We start from the raw sequence: 16,967 nt of genomic DNA on the forward strand, positions 1-16,967 counted from the left end.
CATCCAGGAAAGTCGCCACGACAGAGAGCGGCAGCGCGCTCGAAGAAAGCCTGGAAAAACCAGCGCCCTTACCGGAACCGGTTCTGGCGGAAACGCCCGCAGCTCAACAAACCCAAGTGGTGGACCAGCCGCCGTCAACGGATTCCCCTCCACCTCCAGGCAACCCAGCCGTTGCAGCCCTGCTCGCTGCCGACGAAACCACGGCCGCCCTTGCCCTCGATCAACTGGCCGGTGGCAGCAACGCCAACCTCGCCAAGGCAACCTTGAGCAGCGTCACACCGGTCAGCGCCAGCTTGCTGTCGGCCATGCACCAACTCGATAACCTGCATGACAATCAACCAAACGCACCTCGCCACGCGGCCGGAAACGCCGAGAACGGCAGGGTCTGGCTGAAGGCCCTCGGCCACAGCGGGAAACTGGATCGCGATGTGGAGCCCATGCAGCATTCCACCAAAGGACTGCTGCTAGGCGCGGACTGGCGCCTGGACGAAGAATGGCGACTGGGCTTGATGGGCGGCACCTCCGACACGCGCATCGACAGCAAGGAGCTGGACGGCGACCTCGACAGTTGGCACCTCGGCGCTTACGCCTTGCGCCAGACCGGTCCGTTGTCACTTCGGCTCGGCGCGACCTGGAGCAACCATGAAGGCAGTACCCGCCGCGAAGTCGCGTTCGGCCGCTTCCATGACCGACTGAAAGGCAACTACCAGGCCACTACCCAGCAAGCGTTCATCGAGTCGGGATACAACCTGGGGCAGGCCAACATCAGCATCGAACCCTTTGCCAGCTTCGGCTATCAACGCTACCAGCGCGACGGCTACACCGAAAAAGGCGGGGCGGCGGCGCTCAGGGTGGATGATCAATCCCAGGGCAACTTCAACACCACCGTCGGCCTGCGCATGGCGAAAGTCAGCACGCTGGATAACGGCATGCGCCTCACACCACGATTCAGCGCGGGGTGGAAACACGTTTATGGCGAGACCTACACCAGCACCCGGCAACGTCTGGTCACCGGCGGCCATGACTACACCGTTTACGGCGCAGAGCTGGATCGCAACAGCCTGACGCTCGACACCGGGCTGGATCTGGCCGTCTCGTCCAGCCACACACTCGGTGTTGGTTTGTCGGGTGAGATCGGTACCGACAGCCGAAACCACGGCGTATCAGGCCAGTGGCGAATGGCGTTCTAAGTCCAGACGGTTGCTGCCGCACGGTGCGGCAGCACTTTGAAAGCAAAAAAAAAGGGGAGCACATGCCCCCCCGAGGTTTAAAGCGTTGTATCGAGGCCGTTATCTCAGCCTTCGATCTCGATCAGGATTTCGCCCGGGTTCACCCGGTCGCCCTTGGCAACATGGATGGCGGTGACCTTGCCGGCAATCGCAGCCTGGACTTCGGTTTCCATCTTCATCGCTTCGGTGATCAGCACAGCCTGGCCCGCCTTGACGGTGTCGCCTTCCTTGACCAGCACATCGACGATGTTGCCCGGCATGGTGGTGCTGACGTGACCTGGTGCCGAAGCTTGCTTGCGCTTGCTGCTGCCGCCGCCGACGAATTCGTTGAGCGGCTCGAACACCACTTCTTCCGGCATGCCGTCGATGGACAGGTAGAAGTGACGCTTGCCTTCGGCCTTGACGCCGACACCGGTGATGTCCACGCGGTAGGTTTCGCCGTGAACGTCGATGACGAATTCGGTCGGTACGCCTTCGCCGCCGGCCGAAGCCACCTTGCCCGCTTCCGGGATTGGCAGCAGCACTTCCGGGGTGAGGGTGCCGGCAGCACGTTCTTCGAGGAACTTGCGGCCGATGTCCGGGAACATGGCGAAGGTCAGCACGTCTTCTTCAGACGTGGCCAGTGCACCGATATCGGCACGCAGCTTGGTCATTTCCGGCTTGAGCAGGTCGGCCGGACGTACGTCGATGACCTCTTCGCTGCCGATAGCCTGGCGACGCAGCTTCTCGTTCACGGTGCCCGGCGCCTTGCCGTAGCCACCCTGCAGGTAGAGCTTCACCTCGTTGGTGATGGTCTTGTAACGCTCGCCAGCCAGCACGTTGAAGAACGCCTGGGTGCCGACGATCTGCGAAGTCGGAGTTACCAGAGGCGGGAAGCCGAGGTCCTCGCGCACGCGCGGGATCTCCGCCAGCACTTCGTTCATGCGGTTGAGAGCGCCCTGCTCTTTCAACTGGTTGGCCAGGTTGGAAATCATCCCGCCCGGTACCTGGTTGACTTGAACACGGGTGTCGACGGCGGTGAATTCGCTTTCGAACTGGTGGTATTTCTTGCGCACGGCGTAGAAGTACAGACCGATCTCTTGCAGCAGCTCCAGATTCAGGCCGGTATCGAACTCGGTGCCTTTGAGCGCAGCAACCATGGATTCGGTGCCAGGGTGACTGGTGCCGGAAGCGAAGCTGGAGATCGCGGTATCGATGTGGTCGGCACCGTTCTCGATCGCCTTGAGCTGGCACATGGTTGCCAGGCCGGCGGTGTCGTGGGAGTGGATGAACACTGGCAGCGACTGTTCGGCTTTCAGCGCACGCACCAGTTCACCGGTAGCGTACGGGGTCAACAAACCGGCCATGTCCTTGATCGCCACCGAGTCGCAACCCATGGCTTCCATTTGCTTGGCCTGGGCGACGAACGCGTCGATGGTGTGCACCGGGCTGGTGGTGTAGGCGATGGTGCCCTGGGCGTGTTTGCCGGCAGCCTTCACCGCTTCGATCGCCACACGCAGGTTACGCACGTCGTTCATGGCGTCGAAGATGCGGAACACATCGATGCCGTTGACCGCAGCCTTGGCGACGAACGCCTTGACCACGTCATCGCTGTAATGGCGGTAGCCCAGCAGGTTCTGACCGCGCAGGAGCATTTGCAGACGGGTGTTGGGCAGCGCGGCGCGCAATTGGCGCAGGCGCTCCCACGGGTCTTCTTTCAGGAAGCGGACGCAGGCGTCGAAGGTCGCGCCGCCCCAGACTTCCAGCGACCAGTAGCCGACCTTGTCCAGTTTGTCGCAGATCGGCAGCATGTCTTCGGTGCGCATGCGGGTGGCGAGCAGCGATTGGTGGGCGTCGCGCAGGATGGTGTCGGTTACGAAAATCTTTTTAGTCATTGTTCTATTCCTCACAGGCCTGCGTGGGCGGCAATGGCGGCGGCGATGGCCAGGGCCAGCTCTTCGGGTTTGCGCTTGATCGAGTAGTTGGTCAGTTCAGGGTGGCTTTCAACGAAGCTGGTGTTGAACTGGCCGCTACGGAATTCCGGGTTGCGCAGGATTTCCTGGTAATACGCGGCGGTAGTCTTCACGCCTTGCAGACGCATGTCGTCGAGGGCGCGCAGGCCACGGTCCATCGCCTCTTCCCAGGTCAGTGCCCACACAACCAGTTTCAGGCACATCGAGTCGTAGAACGGCGGAATGGTGTAGCCGGTATAGATCGCCGTATCGGTCCGTACGCCCGGTCCGCCGGGGGCGTAGTAACGGGTGATCTTGCCGAAGCTCGGCAGGAAGTTGTTTTTCGGGTCTTCGGCGTTGATCCGGAACTGCAACGCAAAACCGCGATGCTGGATGTCTTCCTGTTTCACCGACAGCGGCAGGCCGGAGGCGATGCGGATCTGTTCGCGGACGATGTCGATCCCGGTAATTTCTTCGGTGATGGTGTGTTCCACCTGCACCCGGGTGTTCATCTCCATGAAGTACACCTCGCCCTCGGCGAGCAGGAACTCCACGGTGCCGGCGTTCTCGTAGCCCACAGCCTTGGCTGCACGCACCGACAGGTCGCCGATGTAGGCGCGCTGTTCCGGGGTCAGCTGCGGGCTCGGGGCGATTTCGATCAGCTTCTGGTTGCGGCGCTGGATCGAGCAGTCACGCTCGAACAGGTGCACCACGTTGCCGAAGCTGTCGCCAAGGATCTGCGCTTCGATGTGCTTGGGATTGACGATGCACTTTTCCAGGAACACTTCGGCCGAACCGAAGGCCTTGGTGGCTTCGGAAATGACGCGAGGGAAGTTCTGTTCGAGTTCTTCTCGGCTGTTGCAGCGACGGATACCGCGCCCGCCACCACCGGAAGTGGCCTTGAGCATCACCGGATAACCGATGCGGTCGCCCTCGCTCAACGCTTCTTCAATGCCCGAGACGTTGCCTTCGGTACCCGGAGTAACCGGCACACCGGCCTTGATCATGCTGCGGCGCGCTTCAGTCTTGTCGCCCATGCGGCGGATGACTTCCGCCGACGGACCGATGAATTTGATCCCGCGTTCGGCGCAGATCTCTGCCAGTTCGGCGTTTTCCGAAAGGAAACCGTAGCCTGGGTGCAGTGCATCGCAACCGGTTTCCACGGCCAGGTTCACCAGCTTGCGCGGATTCAGGTAACCGGCCAGCGGCTCGGCACCAATGCTGTGGGCCTCGTCCGCACGCTTCACATGCAAGGCATGGCGGTCGGCGTCGGAAAAAATCGCAACCGAGCGAATGCCCATCTCGGCGCAGGCACGCACGATTCGTACGGCAATCTCACCACGGTTGGCGATCAGGATCTTTGTTATCACTTGGAGGTTCCCTTGAGCCGGTGGTACCCACGACCTGCTAGACCCAGGTCGACGCGTGACCAAATGTTTCAATCTGGTCGCGGCTTCACACTAGCGCTCACAAGGGATTAACAAAAATGAATAAAAATTGGGTCAGGCATAAGTAAAGACTTATAGTCAACGCACCAGCCAGCGGCCAGAGTCGGTAGAAAATGCGTAAGTCCTTGATGCGTATGACATTGCGTCAATTGCAGATCTTCAACGAAGTGTGTGATTTACGCTCCTACAGCCGCGCAGCCGAGGAAATGTCTCTCACACAACCGGCCGTCAGCCTACAGATTCGTCAGCTCGAAGAGCTGATCGGGCAGCCGTTGTTCGATTACGTCGGCAAAAAACTCTACATGACCGAGGCCGCCGAAGCACTCCAGCGCGCCAGCCGCGACATCTTCGGCCGCCTGGAAAACCTCGACATGCAGCTGTCGGACATGCAGGGCTCGCTGCAGGGTCAGTTGAAACTGGCGGTGGAATCCAGCGCCAAATACTTCGTACCGCACCTGTTTGCAGCGTTCAAACGCCAGCACCCGGAAGTGAACCTGCAACTGACGGTGGTCAACCGTGGCCAGGTGATTCGTCGCCTCTCCGACAACCGCGACGACCTGGTGATCATGTCGATGGTGCCGCAGGACATGGGCCTGGAATTTCTCCCCTTTCTCAACAACCCTATTGTGGCGGCCGCCCGACCGGACCATCCGCTGGCACACATGGGGCCGCTGCGCCTGCAAGATCTCGAACCCTACACTCTGCTGATTCGCGAGTCCGGCTCGGGAACGCGACTGGCTTGCGAGGAGTACTTCAAGGAGAAGCGCGTGCACTTCACCCAGACCCAGGAAGTGGCGTCGGCGGAAGCTCAGCGTGAATGCATATTGGCGGGTCTGGGCCTGGCGCTGTTGACTCGCCACGCCCTGAACCTGGAGCTGGCGACTGGCGGCCTGGTGGAGCTGCCGGTCGAAGAGTTACCGCTGTTGCGCAGCTGGTGCCTGGTGCAGGCCAAGGCCAAACGCCTGTCACCGGTGGCGCACGCCTTCCTGGCGTTTATCCGCAGCGAACGGGTGCAGATCAGCGCGCTGGTTGAGCGCTTCGACGGGAAGCTGCGGGAGCTGCCTGCCAGTAGTTGAGTTCGATATCCTCGGGAAAATCGCTGATTTCGCTCTGAAGCTGACGAAGTTCGAAGCGATCTTCGATGGCGCGGCGAAACTCCATGCGGCGCTGGTCTTCCTGCTGACGACGGGTTTTCGCGGCGCTGTTGCGTTCTTCGTAAGGCTGAGCCATTTCGAGTCTCCCAAGGCGATTACGGGAGTTTCACGATAGGCGCGAGGGATGACGGTTTGGCTTCGACGGGGTTACAGGCAGATGAAGATTGCCTTCGCCCCATGACTTTCAGTCGTCCAGCGCTTTCACCGATTTTGGCGACAACCGCAAGCTGCGCAGGCTGCGCTTGACGCTCTTGAGGTGGTTGACCAGGCTCGGCCCGCGCGCCATGGCCACGCCCATGGCCAGAACGTCGATCACCACCAGGTGGGCAATACGCGAGGTCAGTGGGGTGTAGATTTCGGTGTCTTCGTGAACATCGATCGCCAGGTTGACGGTCGATAGCTCGGCCAACGGTGTCTGGCTCGGGCACAAGGTAATCAGCGATGCACCGCTCTCGCGAACCAGATTGGCGGTGATCAGCAAGTCTTTTGAGCGGCCGGACTGGGAAATGCAGATCGCCACATCGGTCGGCTTCAGCGTCACTGCCGACATCGCCTGCATGTGCGGGTCGGAATAGGCCGCAGCGGTCAGCAGCAGACGGAAGAACTTGTGCTGCGCATCCGCCGCCACCGCGCCAGACGCACCAAAACCATAGAACTCGACGCGTTGGGCCTGGGACATCAGCGTCACGGCTCGCTGCAACTCCAGCGGATCGAGTTTCTCGCGAACCTCCATCAGGGTGTGCAGGGTGGTGTCGAAAATCTTCAGGCTGTAGTCAGCGACGGAGTCGTCTTCATGGATTGCGAACTGACCGAAACTGGCGCCGGCCGCGAGGCTTTGCGCGAGTTTGAGTTTCAGATCCTGAAAACCGGAACAACCGATGGCACGGCAAAAGCGCACGATGGTCGGTTCGCTGATGCCAACGCTGTGGGCCAGGTCGGCCATGGAACTGTGCATCACTGCCGCAGGGTCAAGCAGCACGTGGTCGGCGACCTTGAGCTCCGACTTGCGTAACAGGTGACGTGACTGGGCGATGTGTTGCAGCAGATTCAAGGGGCTGGACTCTTGTTATGGAAAGATGTGCTTTGGCCAGATGCCGGGGATGTAGCAAGCTTGTAGTTATACTACATGAATCCGCATTTTGCCTGCTCAATGCGTAACTGGATCGCCCCGGATCAGGCGACATGCGCTGCATGTAGCCCTTTACCGGGGAATTTCCTGCTGACGCAACAACCCGGCCAGACCGGCAGCCTCCACCGGGCGGCTGATCAGATAGCCCTGCACCTCGTCGCAACCCTCGGTCTTCAAGAACTCAAGCTGGTCTTGTCGCTCAACGCCTTCCGCCACTACTTTCAGTGACAGCCCATGGGCCATGGCAATGATCGCACGGGTGATCGCCGCGTCCTCACTGCCCTCTCCCAACCCGCGAATAAACGCCTGATCGATCTTCACGTAATCCACTGGAATCCGCTTCAGATAGCTCAGCGACGAATAGCCGGTGCCGAAATCGTCGATGGCCAGCTTCACTCCCAGATCCCGCAGCTGCTGGAACGTGGCGATGATGTGTTCGACGCTGTCGAGCAGCTGGCTTTCGGTCAGTTCCAGCTCGAGGTAGTGCGGCGCCAGGCCGGTTTCCTCCAGCACTTGGCGCACCAGACTGACCAGCTTGCCCTGGCGCAATTGATGCACCGACAGATTCACCGAAACCCGGATCGGCTCCAGCCCCTGACGCTGCCATTCGCAGGCTTGCCAGCAGGCCTGGCGCAGCACGAACTCGCCGATCGGCCCGATCAATCCTGTCTCTTCAGCCAGGCCGATGAAGTCCCCCGGCGGCACCCGGCCCATGATCGGGTGATCCCAGCGCACCAGCGCTTCCGCCGCGTTAAGGCGGCCGGTCGCCAGGCAAAGTTTCGGTTGATAGAAGACGTTGAGCTGCTTGTCCTCGATGGCTTTGCGCAACTGGTTTTCCAGCTGCAAACGCTCCAGCGTGCTGGCTTGCAGGCTGTCGGTGTAGAACTGGAAGTTGTTGCCGCCCAGATGCTTGGCGTGCTGCATGGCCATGTTCGATTGGCTGACCAGCGCGGAAATCTCCCGGGCGTTGTCCGGCAGCATACTGATGCCCATCGAGGCGCTCACCACCAGTTCATGCCCTTCCACCGTCAGCGGCAGACGCAGCTTGGCCGACAACCGCGTGGCGACCCGCGCCAGACTCGACAGGTTGCCGTAGGCATCAAACAACACCGCGAACTCGTCACCGGACAACCGGGCGATGGTGTCGGCTTCCGGCAAGGCACTGACCAGACGCCGCGACATCCTTTGCAACAACTGGTCGGCGATCTCATGGCCCAGGCTGTCGTTGAGCAGCTTGAAGCGATCCAGATTGATGTGCAGCAGTGCCAGACTCCGCCGTCCGCCCTGCCGCACGCGCTGATGGGCTTCGTGCAGGCGTTCGCGGAACAACGAGCGGTTGGCCAGGCCGGTGAGTTCGTCGTAGTGAGTCAGGTAACGCATACGCTCTTCGGATTCGCGTCTTGCCGACAGATCGGCGAAGAAGCCAACGATATGGCTGACATTTCCCCGACTGTCGCGTACCGCATTCAATTGCAGCCACTGTGGGTACAACTCGCCGTTCTTGCGGGTCTCCACCAGTTCGCCCTGCCAGCTGCCGTGCTGCTCCAGCGCATGACGGATCGCGACGTAATGTCGGCGGGCATCGCGACTGCAGGGCAGTTCAACGACGTTGCGTCCGAGCATGTCGTCGATGTCGTAACCGGTGACCCGGCTGAAGGCCTGATTGATGGCGATCAGCGAATAATTCGGATCGAGGATCACGATGCCCTCGCTGGCAGCTTCGAATACCGTTGCCGCCAATTGCTGCTGGGCCTCCAGGCTTTTGCTGACACTGATGTCGCGCCGGGTGCCGACCATGCGGATCACCCGCCCGCTGTCATCGCGCTCCACCGCGCGCCCTCGGTCTTCGATCCAGACCCAGTGGCCGTCACCATGGCGCACGCGGTACTCGATCTGATAATCCTCGGTGCGTCCCTTCAGATGCTCGATCAACGCTCGCTTGAGGGCCGGCACGTCTTCCGGGTGCAAGCGTGGCCGCAGATGCCTGAGCAGCCCGGTGACGTATTCCGGGTCAATGCCGAACAGTTCCTGAATCTGCGTGTGGTGAACTTCGTCGGTCTGCAGGTTCCAGTCCCACAGCCCCAGCTCGCTGGCCTTCAACGCCAGCGCCAGGCGGGCCTCGCTCTTGCTCAGCGCCTGGTTGGCGACGTCCAGTTCACGGCTGCGCTGGGCGACCCGGTCCTCCAGTTCGACCTGGGCTTCGCGCAACTTGCCTTCGGCACAGCGGCGGTGCTCGATTTCCTTCGCCAACTCCTGATTGAGCTGTTCACTGCGCGATTGCGCCTGTTGCAGGTGTTCGATCAGGTGCTGATTCTGGAAGCGCCGCAGCAAACCGCGGTCGATCAATCGATTGACCTGCCACGCCACCACACTCAGAGAACCTAGCAGGATCAGCCCGAGCCAGCCCCAGCCCCGCGCCAGTTCGTCACCGCCCCAGAACAGATAGCCGATGGCCGGCAGCAAGCACGGCAAGGTAAAGGAAAGGAATGCCGGAATGCTCACGGCGTAAGCCACGCTGGCCGACAAGGTCGCGGCGCCGATCAGGCCGAACACCCAGGCTTGTTGCATGAAGTTGTCGGCCGGGACCAGGGCGATGCCGGCGCCGGCCAGAGTCAGGCCGGTCATGGTCGAACCGAGCAGGAACATTCGGCCCCAGATCGGCTGGGCCTGACGGTCGGGGATCGCCGAATCGAACGCTGCAACCTGAATCACCCTTAGCGCCACCAGCGACAGCAGCCACACCATCCAGACGCTGACCACGAAGTAGCGCTGCGGACTCCAGAGCAAACCGGCGCAAACCAGACCATTGATCAACATGAACAGGGTGGGCAACAGCGAACCCTGATAAAGAAGGCGCGTGCGCTCGACCGCCATCTGGGTGGCGTAATGCTTGCGGATCACCCGGGGTTCCACAGAGGGGCCCGACAGGTCGAAGCTGAGGGTCATAGGCAACGTTCTTGTTCTTATAAGTGTGAGCATGCGCCCGGAAACGTGGACGGAGCATACACAAGCCCAACCACTTGCCAAACTGCTCCAGATCATAATTTCGCCGAAACGTTTCGACCTCCCGTCACCCGCAAAAGCCCCGACGCCACACGGGCCAACGCCTGTAGCCGGTGACCGACCGGTCGTCATTGGCAGCACTTTCATCGGCTAATGCAAAGCTCGGTTTGCCCGGGCATGCGGCGCACCCTAGAATGCCCCGATGCGCGATGATCTCTCCCTTCTGCTGAACTCCCTCAACGATGCCCAACGCCAGGCCGTAGCGGCTCCCGTTGGTCGTCAATTGGTCCTGGCCGGTGCCGGCTCAGGCAAGACCCGAGTGCTGGTGCACCGTATCGCCTGGTTGATCCAGGTCGAAAACGCCTCGCCCCACTCGATCCTGTCGGTGACCTTCACCAACAAGGCCGCTGCCGAGATGCGTCACCGCATCGAGCAATTGCTGGGTATCAATCCGGCTGGCATGTGGGTCGGCACCTTCCATGGCCTGGCGCACCGCTTGCTGCGGGCGCACTGGCAGGAAGCAGGCTTGAGCCAGACCTTCCAGATTCTCGACAGCGACGACCAGCAAAGGCTGGTCAAGCGGGTGATCCGCGAGCTGGGGCTGGACGAACAACGCTGGCCGGCCCGTCAGGCCCAGTGGTTCATCAACGGGCAGAAAGACGAAGGTCTGCGTCCGCAACACATTCAGGCCAGCGGCGATCTGTTCCTGGCGACCATGCGCGGCATTTATGAAGCGTACGAGGCGGCGTGCCAGCGTGCCGGCGTCATCGACTTCTCCGAATTGCTGCTACGCGCCCTCGACCTGTGGCGCGACCACCCGGGCCTGCTGGCGCATTACCAAAAGCGCTTCCGACACATTCTGGTGGACGAGTTTCAGGACACCAACGCCGTGCAGTACGCTTGGTTGCGTCTGCTGGGCAAGGGCGGCGACAGCCTGATGGTGGTCGGCGACGACGACCAGTCGATCTACGGCTGGCGCGGCGCGAAAATCGAGAACATCCACCAGTACTCTTCCGACTTCCCGGATTCGGTGACCATCCGTCTGGAGCAAAACTACCGCTCCACCGCCGGCATCCTGAAAGCGGCCAACGCCCTGATCGCCAACAACACCGGACGTCTGGGCAAAGAACTCTGGACCGATGGCGGTGACGGCGAAGCGATCAACCTGTACGCCGCGTTCAACGAACACGACGAAGCACGCTACGTTGTCGAAACCATCGAAAGCGCGCTGAAAACCGGCCTGGCTCGCAGTGATATCGCGATTCTCTACCGCTCCAACGCCCAATCCCGCGTTCTGGAAGAAGCCTTGCTGCGCGAGCGCATTCCATACCGCATCTATGGCGGCCAGCGCTTCTTCGAGCGCGCGGAAATCAAGAACGCCATGGCCTACCTGCGTTTGCTGGAAGGTCGCGGCAACGATGCGGCGCTGGAACGGGTGATCAACGTCCCGGCTCGCGGCATCGGCGAGAAGACCGTCGAAGCCATCCGTGAACATGCGCGCCACAGCGATGTGTCGATGTGGGAAGCCATGCGCCAGCTGGTGGCCAACAAAGGTCTGACCGGTCGTGCGGCCGGCGCACTCGGTGCGTTTATCGAGCTGATCGAGAACCTCGCCGCCAAGTGCGCCGAGATGCCGTTGCACCTGATGACCCAGACCGTCATTGAGCAGTCCGGTTTGATCGCCTACCACGAAGCGGAAAAAGGCGAGAAAGGCCAGGCCCGGGTGGAAAACCTTGAGGAACTGGTCAGCGCCGCGCGCAACTTCGAGAACACCGAAGAAGACGAAGACCTGACGCCACTGGCGGCGTTCCTTGGCCACGCGTCGCTGGAGGCCGGCGACACTCAGGCCGACGAACACGAAGACAGCATTCAGTTGATGACCCTGCACAGTGCCAAGGGCCTGGAATTCCCTTACGTGTTCCTGGTGGGCATGGAAGAAGGCCTGTTCCCGCACAAGATGAGCCTGGAAGAACCGGGCCGCCTTGAAGAGGAGCGTCGTCTGGCTTACGTCGGCATCACCCGGGCCATGCAGAACCTGGTGATGACCTATGCTGAAACCCGACGCCTGTACGGTAGCGAAACCTACAACAAGGTGTCGCGATTCGTTCGGGAAGTGCCGAAAGGCCTGATTCAGGAAGTGCGCCTGTCGAACAGCGTCAGCCGACCGTTCGGCGGCAACCAGTCGATGAGCGGCAGCAACCTGTTCAGTGGCGCCGAGATTCCGGAAACGGGTCTGAGCCTCGGCCAGGCCGTGCGGCACTCGATCTTTGGTGACGGTGTGATCCTCAACTTCGAGGGCGCCGGCGCTCAGGCACGGGTTCAGGTGAATTTCAGCGAAGGTAGCAAGTGGCTGATGCTGGGTTACGCGAAGCTGGAAGCGATCTAAAGTTGCTCATCGTTCCCACGTTGAGGCGTTGCACCGTCTGCGTGGGAACGATCAACCGGCAACGGTTCAATCCTGAAAGGTACGAGACATGGGCTCTGGCTTCTTTTCCTCCTGGACATTCTGGGCCCTGCTCTCGGCCACCTTCGCCGCGCTGACGGCGATCTTCGCCAAGGTCGGCATCGAAAACGTCAACTCCGACTTCGCCACCCTCCTGCGCACAATCGTGGTACTCGTCAGTCTGGCCTTGATTTTATACGCCACGGGTCAATATCAGTCCCTGGGATCGATCTCTGCCAAAAGCTATCTGTTCCTGCTGCTGTCGGGCCTGGGTACCGGCGCTTCGTGGCTGTGCTACTTCCGGGCATTGAAAGTCGGACCAGCCTCGCTGGTCGCCCCGGTGGACAAGCTCAGCGTGGTGCTCGTGGCGGTGCTCGGCGTGATCCTGCTGGGCGAGAAACTCGACCTGCGGCAATGGGGCGGCATTGGCCTGATCACGGCTGGCGTGGTGATGCTGGCGTTTCGACGCTGATCAATTTCCCACTGAACCTACCTCCTTTTCCTACAGACAAAAGTACATGGCCTTATTGCCTCGACCGAGCTGAACGTAACCTGTCAGGCAAAAGCCCGAAACACTCTCTCGCTAGCCAGTGACACTTCAGCTGTGCAACATGGCGCGCGTGTCTCCACAAACGGGAATTCCCTTTATGAAACGTTTTCTTAGCATCGCCATGGCGTTGTGCATCGGCCTGACGATGAGCCTCGACGCCAACGCCAAGCGCTTTGGTGGTGGCAAAAGCGCCGGTGCTGCGCCGACGCACCAGACCAGCCAGATGGCTCCTTCTTCTCCAGGCATGGGCGGCGCTGCTGCGACCGCTGGTGCTGCCGGTGCCGCGGGCGCTGCTGCCAAGGCTGGCGGCGCTTCCAAATGGCTCGGCCCTCTGGCCGGCATCGCCGCCGGTGGCCTGCTCGCTTCCATGTTCATGGGCGGCGGCTTCCAGGGCATGCAGATCTTCGACATCCTGATCATGGCCGTGATCGCGTTCGTGATCTTCCGCTTCATCGCCGCTCGTCGCCGCAAGCAGCAGGAGCAGTTCGCTCCGGCCGGCGCGCCGATGCAGCGTGAAGTGTTCGAGCAGAAACCTGCCGCCATGGGTTCGATCTTCGGTGGCTCGGCCGCTCCGGCTGCCGCCCGTCCGGTGATCAACGCACCGGCCTGGTTCAACGAGCAGCGCTTTATTGAAGCCGCCCGCAGCCACTTCCAGTCGCTGCAGCAGCACTGGGACGCCAACGAAATGGACAAGATCGCCGAGTTCGTGACCCCGCAAATGCTTGAGTTCCTCAAGCGTGAGCGTGCGGACCTGGGTGACGGTTTCCAGTCCACCTACATCGACAACCTCCAGGTACAACTGGATGGCGTGGATGATCGTGCAGACAAGACCATCGCGACTCTGACCTTCACCGGCGTATCGAAAACCTCGCGTTTCGACCAGGGCGAAGTGTTCAGCGAAAGCTGGAACATGGAACGTCCGCAGGGCGACAACCAGCCTTGGCTGGTCGCCGGTATCCGCCAGAACGGCTGATCACGTCCGACGTTTTACCCGCAGCAATAAAAACCCCGGCCTCGGCCGGGGTTTTCTATTTCGCGGTTGCATCTATAGCGAGCTACTGTATAAACCGGCCCATATAAACCGCGCCATTCAAGCAAGAGGATCCCGGACGTGGAAGAAATCATCGAACAACTGCGCGAAGCCAACGAACCCGTACCGGTTCCCCTGGAGTTGCCTGACGAAGATCAACTGGTGGAAGTCGAAGAGGAACTCTTCATCAACATCCCGTTCGTCTTCAAAGAGTTTCTGCTGACCGTCAGCGACGTGGTTTACGGCAGCCTGGAGCCGGTGACTGTCACCGACCCACAATCCCACACTTATCTGCCGGATGTGGCGGCCAACGCCTGGGACGCCGGCGTGCCGCGCGACCTGATCCCGATCTGCCAGGACGGCGACAACTACTACTGCGTCGAAGAAGACGGCACCGTGGTGCTGTGGTCCGGCGAAGAAGAGCTGATCACCGAAGAGTCCTGGGAATCGGTCTGGCACTGGGCGCGGGACGTCTGGCTGGAAAGCTGATCCCCCAGCCGCCCCGCAGGATCAATGCCCTGACGATTCCTTGTGATTGTCGAGGGTTTCCAACAAGGCCACCTGCATCCGCGTGTGCACCCGGATGAACCAGCGCCAGAGTAGCGCCGCCACGGCGGCCGCGACCACGGCGACCAGCACCAGCAACTTGTTGGTCGGCAAGATACTGGCCGACAAGGCTGCCAGCAGCAGGAAAATCACCAGCAGCGAGAGGATCGGGATCACTTCGGCGATCACCCGGCGCACTCGCTGTGTGTGACGCCCGGCCATCTCCGGCTTCACGCCCATCTCCGCCAGTAGCATCGACAGCGCCTTGAGCTTGCGATAGGCCGCGATCAGGAACGGCAACGACACCAGCAATGCCACGCCCCAGATCAACGCCTTCTGCCAGCTCGGATCGCTGATCCAGTCCTGCATCCAGATCGAGAGGCGCCCGGCAAAGAAAGCGCCGGCAAAGAAGATCGCGATCACCAGCGCCAGATTGACCCCGACCTGCAGCAGAATCCGCCGGATCATCGAGGCCAGCATCGCGCCCTCACCCTGCGGCTGAATACTGCGCAGCCATTCGCCATACATCCCGAACACCCGCCCGAGACGCTGCGGCATGGCGGCGGACAGCTTTATCGACAGCGGATCGGCGGCACGGATCAGGTACGGCGTCAGCAACGTGGTTATGACCGAGACGGCCACGGCGACCGGGTAGAGAAAGTTGCTGGTCACCTGCAGCGTCATGCCCAGCGCGGCAATGATGAAGGAGAATTCGCCAATCTGCGAAAGCCCCATCCCGACCCGCAGCGAGGTGCGTCCGTCATTGCCGGCGATAAACGCACCGAGGCCGCAGGACAACATCTTGCCCAGCACCACGGCCACGGTGATCACCGCAATCGGCCACGCGTATTGCAGAAGGATCATCGGGTCGAGCATCAGGCCGATGGCGACGAAGAAGATCGCACTGAACAGGTCGCGAACCGGCTCGATCAGGCGCTCGATCTTCAGCAATTGTCGCGACTCGGCCATGATCGCGCCGATCAGGAATGCGCCAAGCACCATGCTGTACTCAAGCTTGACCACCAACAGACAGAAGCCGAAGCACAACCCGAGCACGGTAATCAGCAGCATTTCGTTGCTTTCGAACTTCGCCACGTAGGCCAACAGTCGTGGCACCAACAGGATGCCGACGACCAAGGCTACGATCATGAACAGTGAGAGCTTGCCGACCGTGGAAAACACTTCGCCGGAACTCACCGTGCCGCTGACCGCAATGCTCGACAGCAAGGCGATGATGCCGATGCCGAGAATGTCCTCGACGATCAGCACGCCGAAGATCAGCTGCGCGAAGCGCTCGTTCTTCATCTTCAGGTCGTTGAGTGCCTTGACGATGATGGTGGTCGAGGAAATCGCCAGGATCGCGCCGAGGAACAGCGAATCCATGGTATTCCAGTCGAACCAGCGGCCGATTTCATAGCCGATCCAGATCATCAGGATGATTTCCAGGAACGCCGCGATGAATGCCGTGGCGCCGACCTTGAACAGCTTGCGCAGGCTGAACTCCAGGCCCAGGCAGAACATCAGGAAAATCACCCCCAGCTCGGCGAGGGTCTTGATGGTTTCTTCGTCGTGGATCAGGCCGAACGGCGGCGTGTGCGGGCCGATGATGAAGCCGGCGACGATGTAGCCGAGCACCACCGGTTGCTTGAAACGGTGGAACAACACGGTCACCACGCCTGCGACCAGCATGATCACTGCCAGATCCTGAATAAAGCTGATGGCATGCATGGCGTGGGCTCCTTGAATGACGATGCTCGCGGCAGGCGTCTGAAAACGTCTGGGCGAGCTGAGTAAAAATCCGCTTTAGGTGTAGGAATCGCCCTTGGGGTGGGCTTTTGAAGGGTAACACCGCGACTTACGGCTGAAAGGCGGTGCAATATATGGAAACAGATCGATCCGGGCGTGACGGCGACCAGTTGCCCGGCGTCCCGATATCGGTGGTTTTGAAAAGCGACCAGGCACCCGCAGAGGTGCATCTTCCAGCAACCCTGCCTTGACCCGTGAGAACGTTATGGAACCCGGAAACGCCCAGCTGTCGATGACGGTACTGATGACCCCCGACATGGCCAACTTCTCTGGCAATGTCCACGGCGGCACCCTGCTCAAATACCTCGACGAAGTGGCCTACGCCTGCGCCAGCCGTTATGCCGGCCGGTACGTGGTGACCCTGTCGGTGGATCAGGTGATTTTCCGCGAGCCGATCCATGTCGGCGAACTGGTGACCTTCCTCGCGTCGGTGAACTACACCGGCAACACCTCGATGGAAGTCGGCATCAAAGTGGTCACCGAGAACATCCGCGAGCGCTCGGTGCGTCACACCAACAGCTGCTTCTTCACCATGGTCGCGGTGGACGATCAGCGTAAACCGGCCGCCGTACCGCCGCTGCAACCGCAGAACAGCGAAGACAAACGTCGCTACATGCAGGCCCAGCAACGCCGGCAGATTCGCCAGGAGCTGGAGAAGCGCTATCAGGAAATCAAGGGCGACGCCTGAGTGAAAGAGC

12 protein-coding genes and 1 pseudogene are annotated in these 16,967 nt (G+C 60.9%); 7 read left to right on the top strand and 6 right to left on the bottom strand.

Going from position 1 to position 16,967, the window contains the following annotated elements; all coding sequences use genetic code 11:
• Positions 1 to 113 precede the first annotated feature (113 nt).
• Positions 114 to 1,190: pseudogene (locus tag NH234_RS00610) on the top strand (autotransporter domain-containing protein); the annotation flags it as partial.
• A 104-nt stretch (positions 1,191 to 1,294) separates the two neighbouring features.
• Here NH234_RS00610 and oadA read toward each other — a convergent pair.
• Positions 1,295 to 3,103 (bottom strand): sodium-extruding oxaloacetate decarboxylase subunit alpha, encoded by a 1,809-nt coding sequence (gene oadA, locus NH234_RS00615; RefSeq protein ID WP_085731318.1) that lies wholly within the window; start codon positions 3,101 to 3,103, stop codon positions 1,295 to 1,297.
• Between the two features lie 11 nt (positions 3,104 to 3,114).
• Positions 3,115 to 4,530 (bottom strand): acetyl-CoA carboxylase biotin carboxylase subunit, encoded by a 1,416-nt coding sequence (locus NH234_RS00620; RefSeq protein WP_085708794.1) that lies wholly within the window; start codon positions 4,528 to 4,530, stop codon positions 3,115 to 3,117.
• A 191-nt stretch (positions 4,531 to 4,721) separates the two neighbouring features.
• Between NH234_RS00620 and NH234_RS00625 the strand changes: the two genes are divergently transcribed.
• Positions 4,722 to 5,684, top strand: a complete 963-nt coding sequence (locus NH234_RS00625) for a LysR family transcriptional regulator (RefSeq protein ID WP_085731317.1) — start codon at positions 4,722 to 4,724, stop codon at positions 5,682 to 5,684.
• Here NH234_RS00625 and NH234_RS00630 read toward each other — a convergent pair.
• The 3 genes from NH234_RS00630 to NH234_RS00640 form a co-directional block, all read right to left on the bottom strand.
• Entirely contained in the window at positions 5,626 to 5,838 is a 213-nt protein-coding gene (locus tag NH234_RS00630) for a PA3496 family putative envelope integrity protein (RefSeq protein ID WP_007962241.1), read from the bottom strand. The genes NH234_RS00625 and NH234_RS00630 overlap by 59 nt on opposite strands.
• Before the next feature lie 108 nt (positions 5,839 to 5,946).
• Positions 5,947 to 6,813 carry a transcriptional regulator HexR gene (gene hexR / locus NH234_RS00635; RefSeq protein ID WP_007954250.1) on the bottom strand — a complete coding sequence of 289 codons (867 nt, stop codon included), beginning with the start codon at positions 6,811 to 6,813 and terminating at the stop codon, positions 5,947 to 5,949.
• A 150-nt stretch (positions 6,814 to 6,963) separates the two neighbouring features.
• Positions 6,964 to 9,837: a bifunctional diguanylate cyclase/phosphodiesterase gene (locus NH234_RS00640; RefSeq protein ID WP_085731315.1), complete on the bottom strand. Its 2,874-nt coding sequence runs from the start codon at positions 9,835 to 9,837 to the stop codon at positions 6,964 to 6,966.
• Positions 9,838 to 10,096: 259 nt separating this feature from the next.
• On the opposite strand from NH234_RS00640, the gene uvrD reads away from it, so the two are divergent.
• From uvrD to NH234_RS00660, 4 genes are all read left to right on the top strand, one after another.
• Positions 10,097 to 12,280, top strand: a complete 2,184-nt coding sequence (gene uvrD / locus NH234_RS00645; protein ID WP_085731314.1) for a DNA helicase II — start codon at positions 10,097 to 10,099, stop codon at positions 12,278 to 12,280.
• An 88-nt stretch (positions 12,281 to 12,368) separates the two neighbouring features.
• Positions 12,369 to 12,809: an EamA family transporter gene (locus tag NH234_RS00650; RefSeq protein ID WP_016984014.1), complete on the top strand. Its 441-nt coding sequence runs from the start codon at positions 12,369 to 12,371 to the stop codon at positions 12,807 to 12,809.
• Between the two features lie 175 nt (positions 12,810 to 12,984).
• A complete protein-coding gene (locus NH234_RS00655; RefSeq protein WP_367255329.1) occupies positions 12,985 to 13,860 on the top strand; it encodes a Tim44 domain-containing protein in 876 nt (291 codons plus the stop codon).
• A gap of 138 nt (positions 13,861 to 13,998) precedes the next feature.
• Positions 13,999 to 14,406, top strand: a complete 408-nt coding sequence (locus tag NH234_RS00660; RefSeq protein ID WP_007995855.1) for an SMI1/KNR4 family protein — start codon at positions 13,999 to 14,001, stop codon at positions 14,404 to 14,406.
• A gap of 21 nt (positions 14,407 to 14,427) precedes the next feature.
• Here NH234_RS00660 and NH234_RS00665 read toward each other — a convergent pair whose 3' ends face one another.
• On the bottom strand, positions 14,428 to 16,191 hold the full coding sequence (locus NH234_RS00665; RefSeq protein WP_085731312.1) for a cation:proton antiporter: 1,764 nt from the start codon (positions 16,189 to 16,191) through the stop codon (positions 14,428 to 14,430).
• A gap of 283 nt (positions 16,192 to 16,474) precedes the next feature.
• Here NH234_RS00665 and NH234_RS00670 point away from each other — a divergent pair, with 283 nt between their 5' ends.
• Positions 16,475 to 16,957 (top strand): acyl-CoA thioesterase, encoded by a 483-nt coding sequence (locus NH234_RS00670; RefSeq protein ID WP_003229693.1) that lies wholly within the window; start codon positions 16,475 to 16,477, stop codon positions 16,955 to 16,957.
• The last annotated feature ends 10 nt before the right edge of the window (positions 16,958 to 16,967 follow it).

Source organism: Pseudomonas sp. stari2, from assembly GCF_040760005.1.
GTDB lineage: Bacteria > Pseudomonadota > Gammaproteobacteria > Pseudomonadales > Pseudomonadaceae > Aquipseudomonas.

What these genes read in the sequence shown, in the direction of transcription:
- NH234_RS00655 (WP_367255329.1), top strand. Translation starts at nt 12,985, where the DNA reads ATGAAACGTTTTCTTAGCATCGCCATGGCGTTGTGCATCGGCCTGACG.
- NH234_RS00650 (WP_016984014.1), top strand. Translation starts at nt 12,369, where the DNA reads ATGGGCTCTGGCTTCTTTTCCTCCTGGACATTCTGGGCCCTGCTCTCG.
- NH234_RS00670 (WP_003229693.1), top strand. Translation starts at nt 16,475, where the DNA reads ATGGAACCCGGAAACGCCCAGCTGTCGATGACGGTACTGATGACCCCC.
- uvrD (WP_085731314.1), top strand. Translation starts at nt 10,097, where the DNA reads ATGCGCGATGATCTCTCCCTTCTGCTGAACTCCCTCAACGATGCCCAA.
- NH234_RS00640 (WP_085731315.1), bottom strand. Translation starts at nt 9,837, where the DNA reads ATGACCCTCAGCTTCGACCTGTCGGGCCCCTCTGTGGAACCCCGGGTG.
- NH234_RS00625 (WP_085731317.1), top strand. Translation starts at nt 4,722, where the DNA reads ATGCGTAAGTCCTTGATGCGTATGACATTGCGTCAATTGCAGATCTTC.
- NH234_RS00665 (WP_085731312.1), bottom strand. Translation starts at nt 16,191, where the DNA reads ATGCATGCCATCAGCTTTATTCAGGATCTGGCAGTGATCATGCTGGTC.
- oadA (WP_085731318.1), bottom strand. Translation starts at nt 3,103, where the DNA reads ATGACTAAAAAGATTTTCGTAACCGACACCATCCTGCGCGACGCCCAC.
- NH234_RS00630 (WP_007962241.1), bottom strand. Translation starts at nt 5,838, where the DNA reads ATGGCTCAGCCTTACGAAGAACGCAACAGCGCCGCGAAAACCCGTCGT.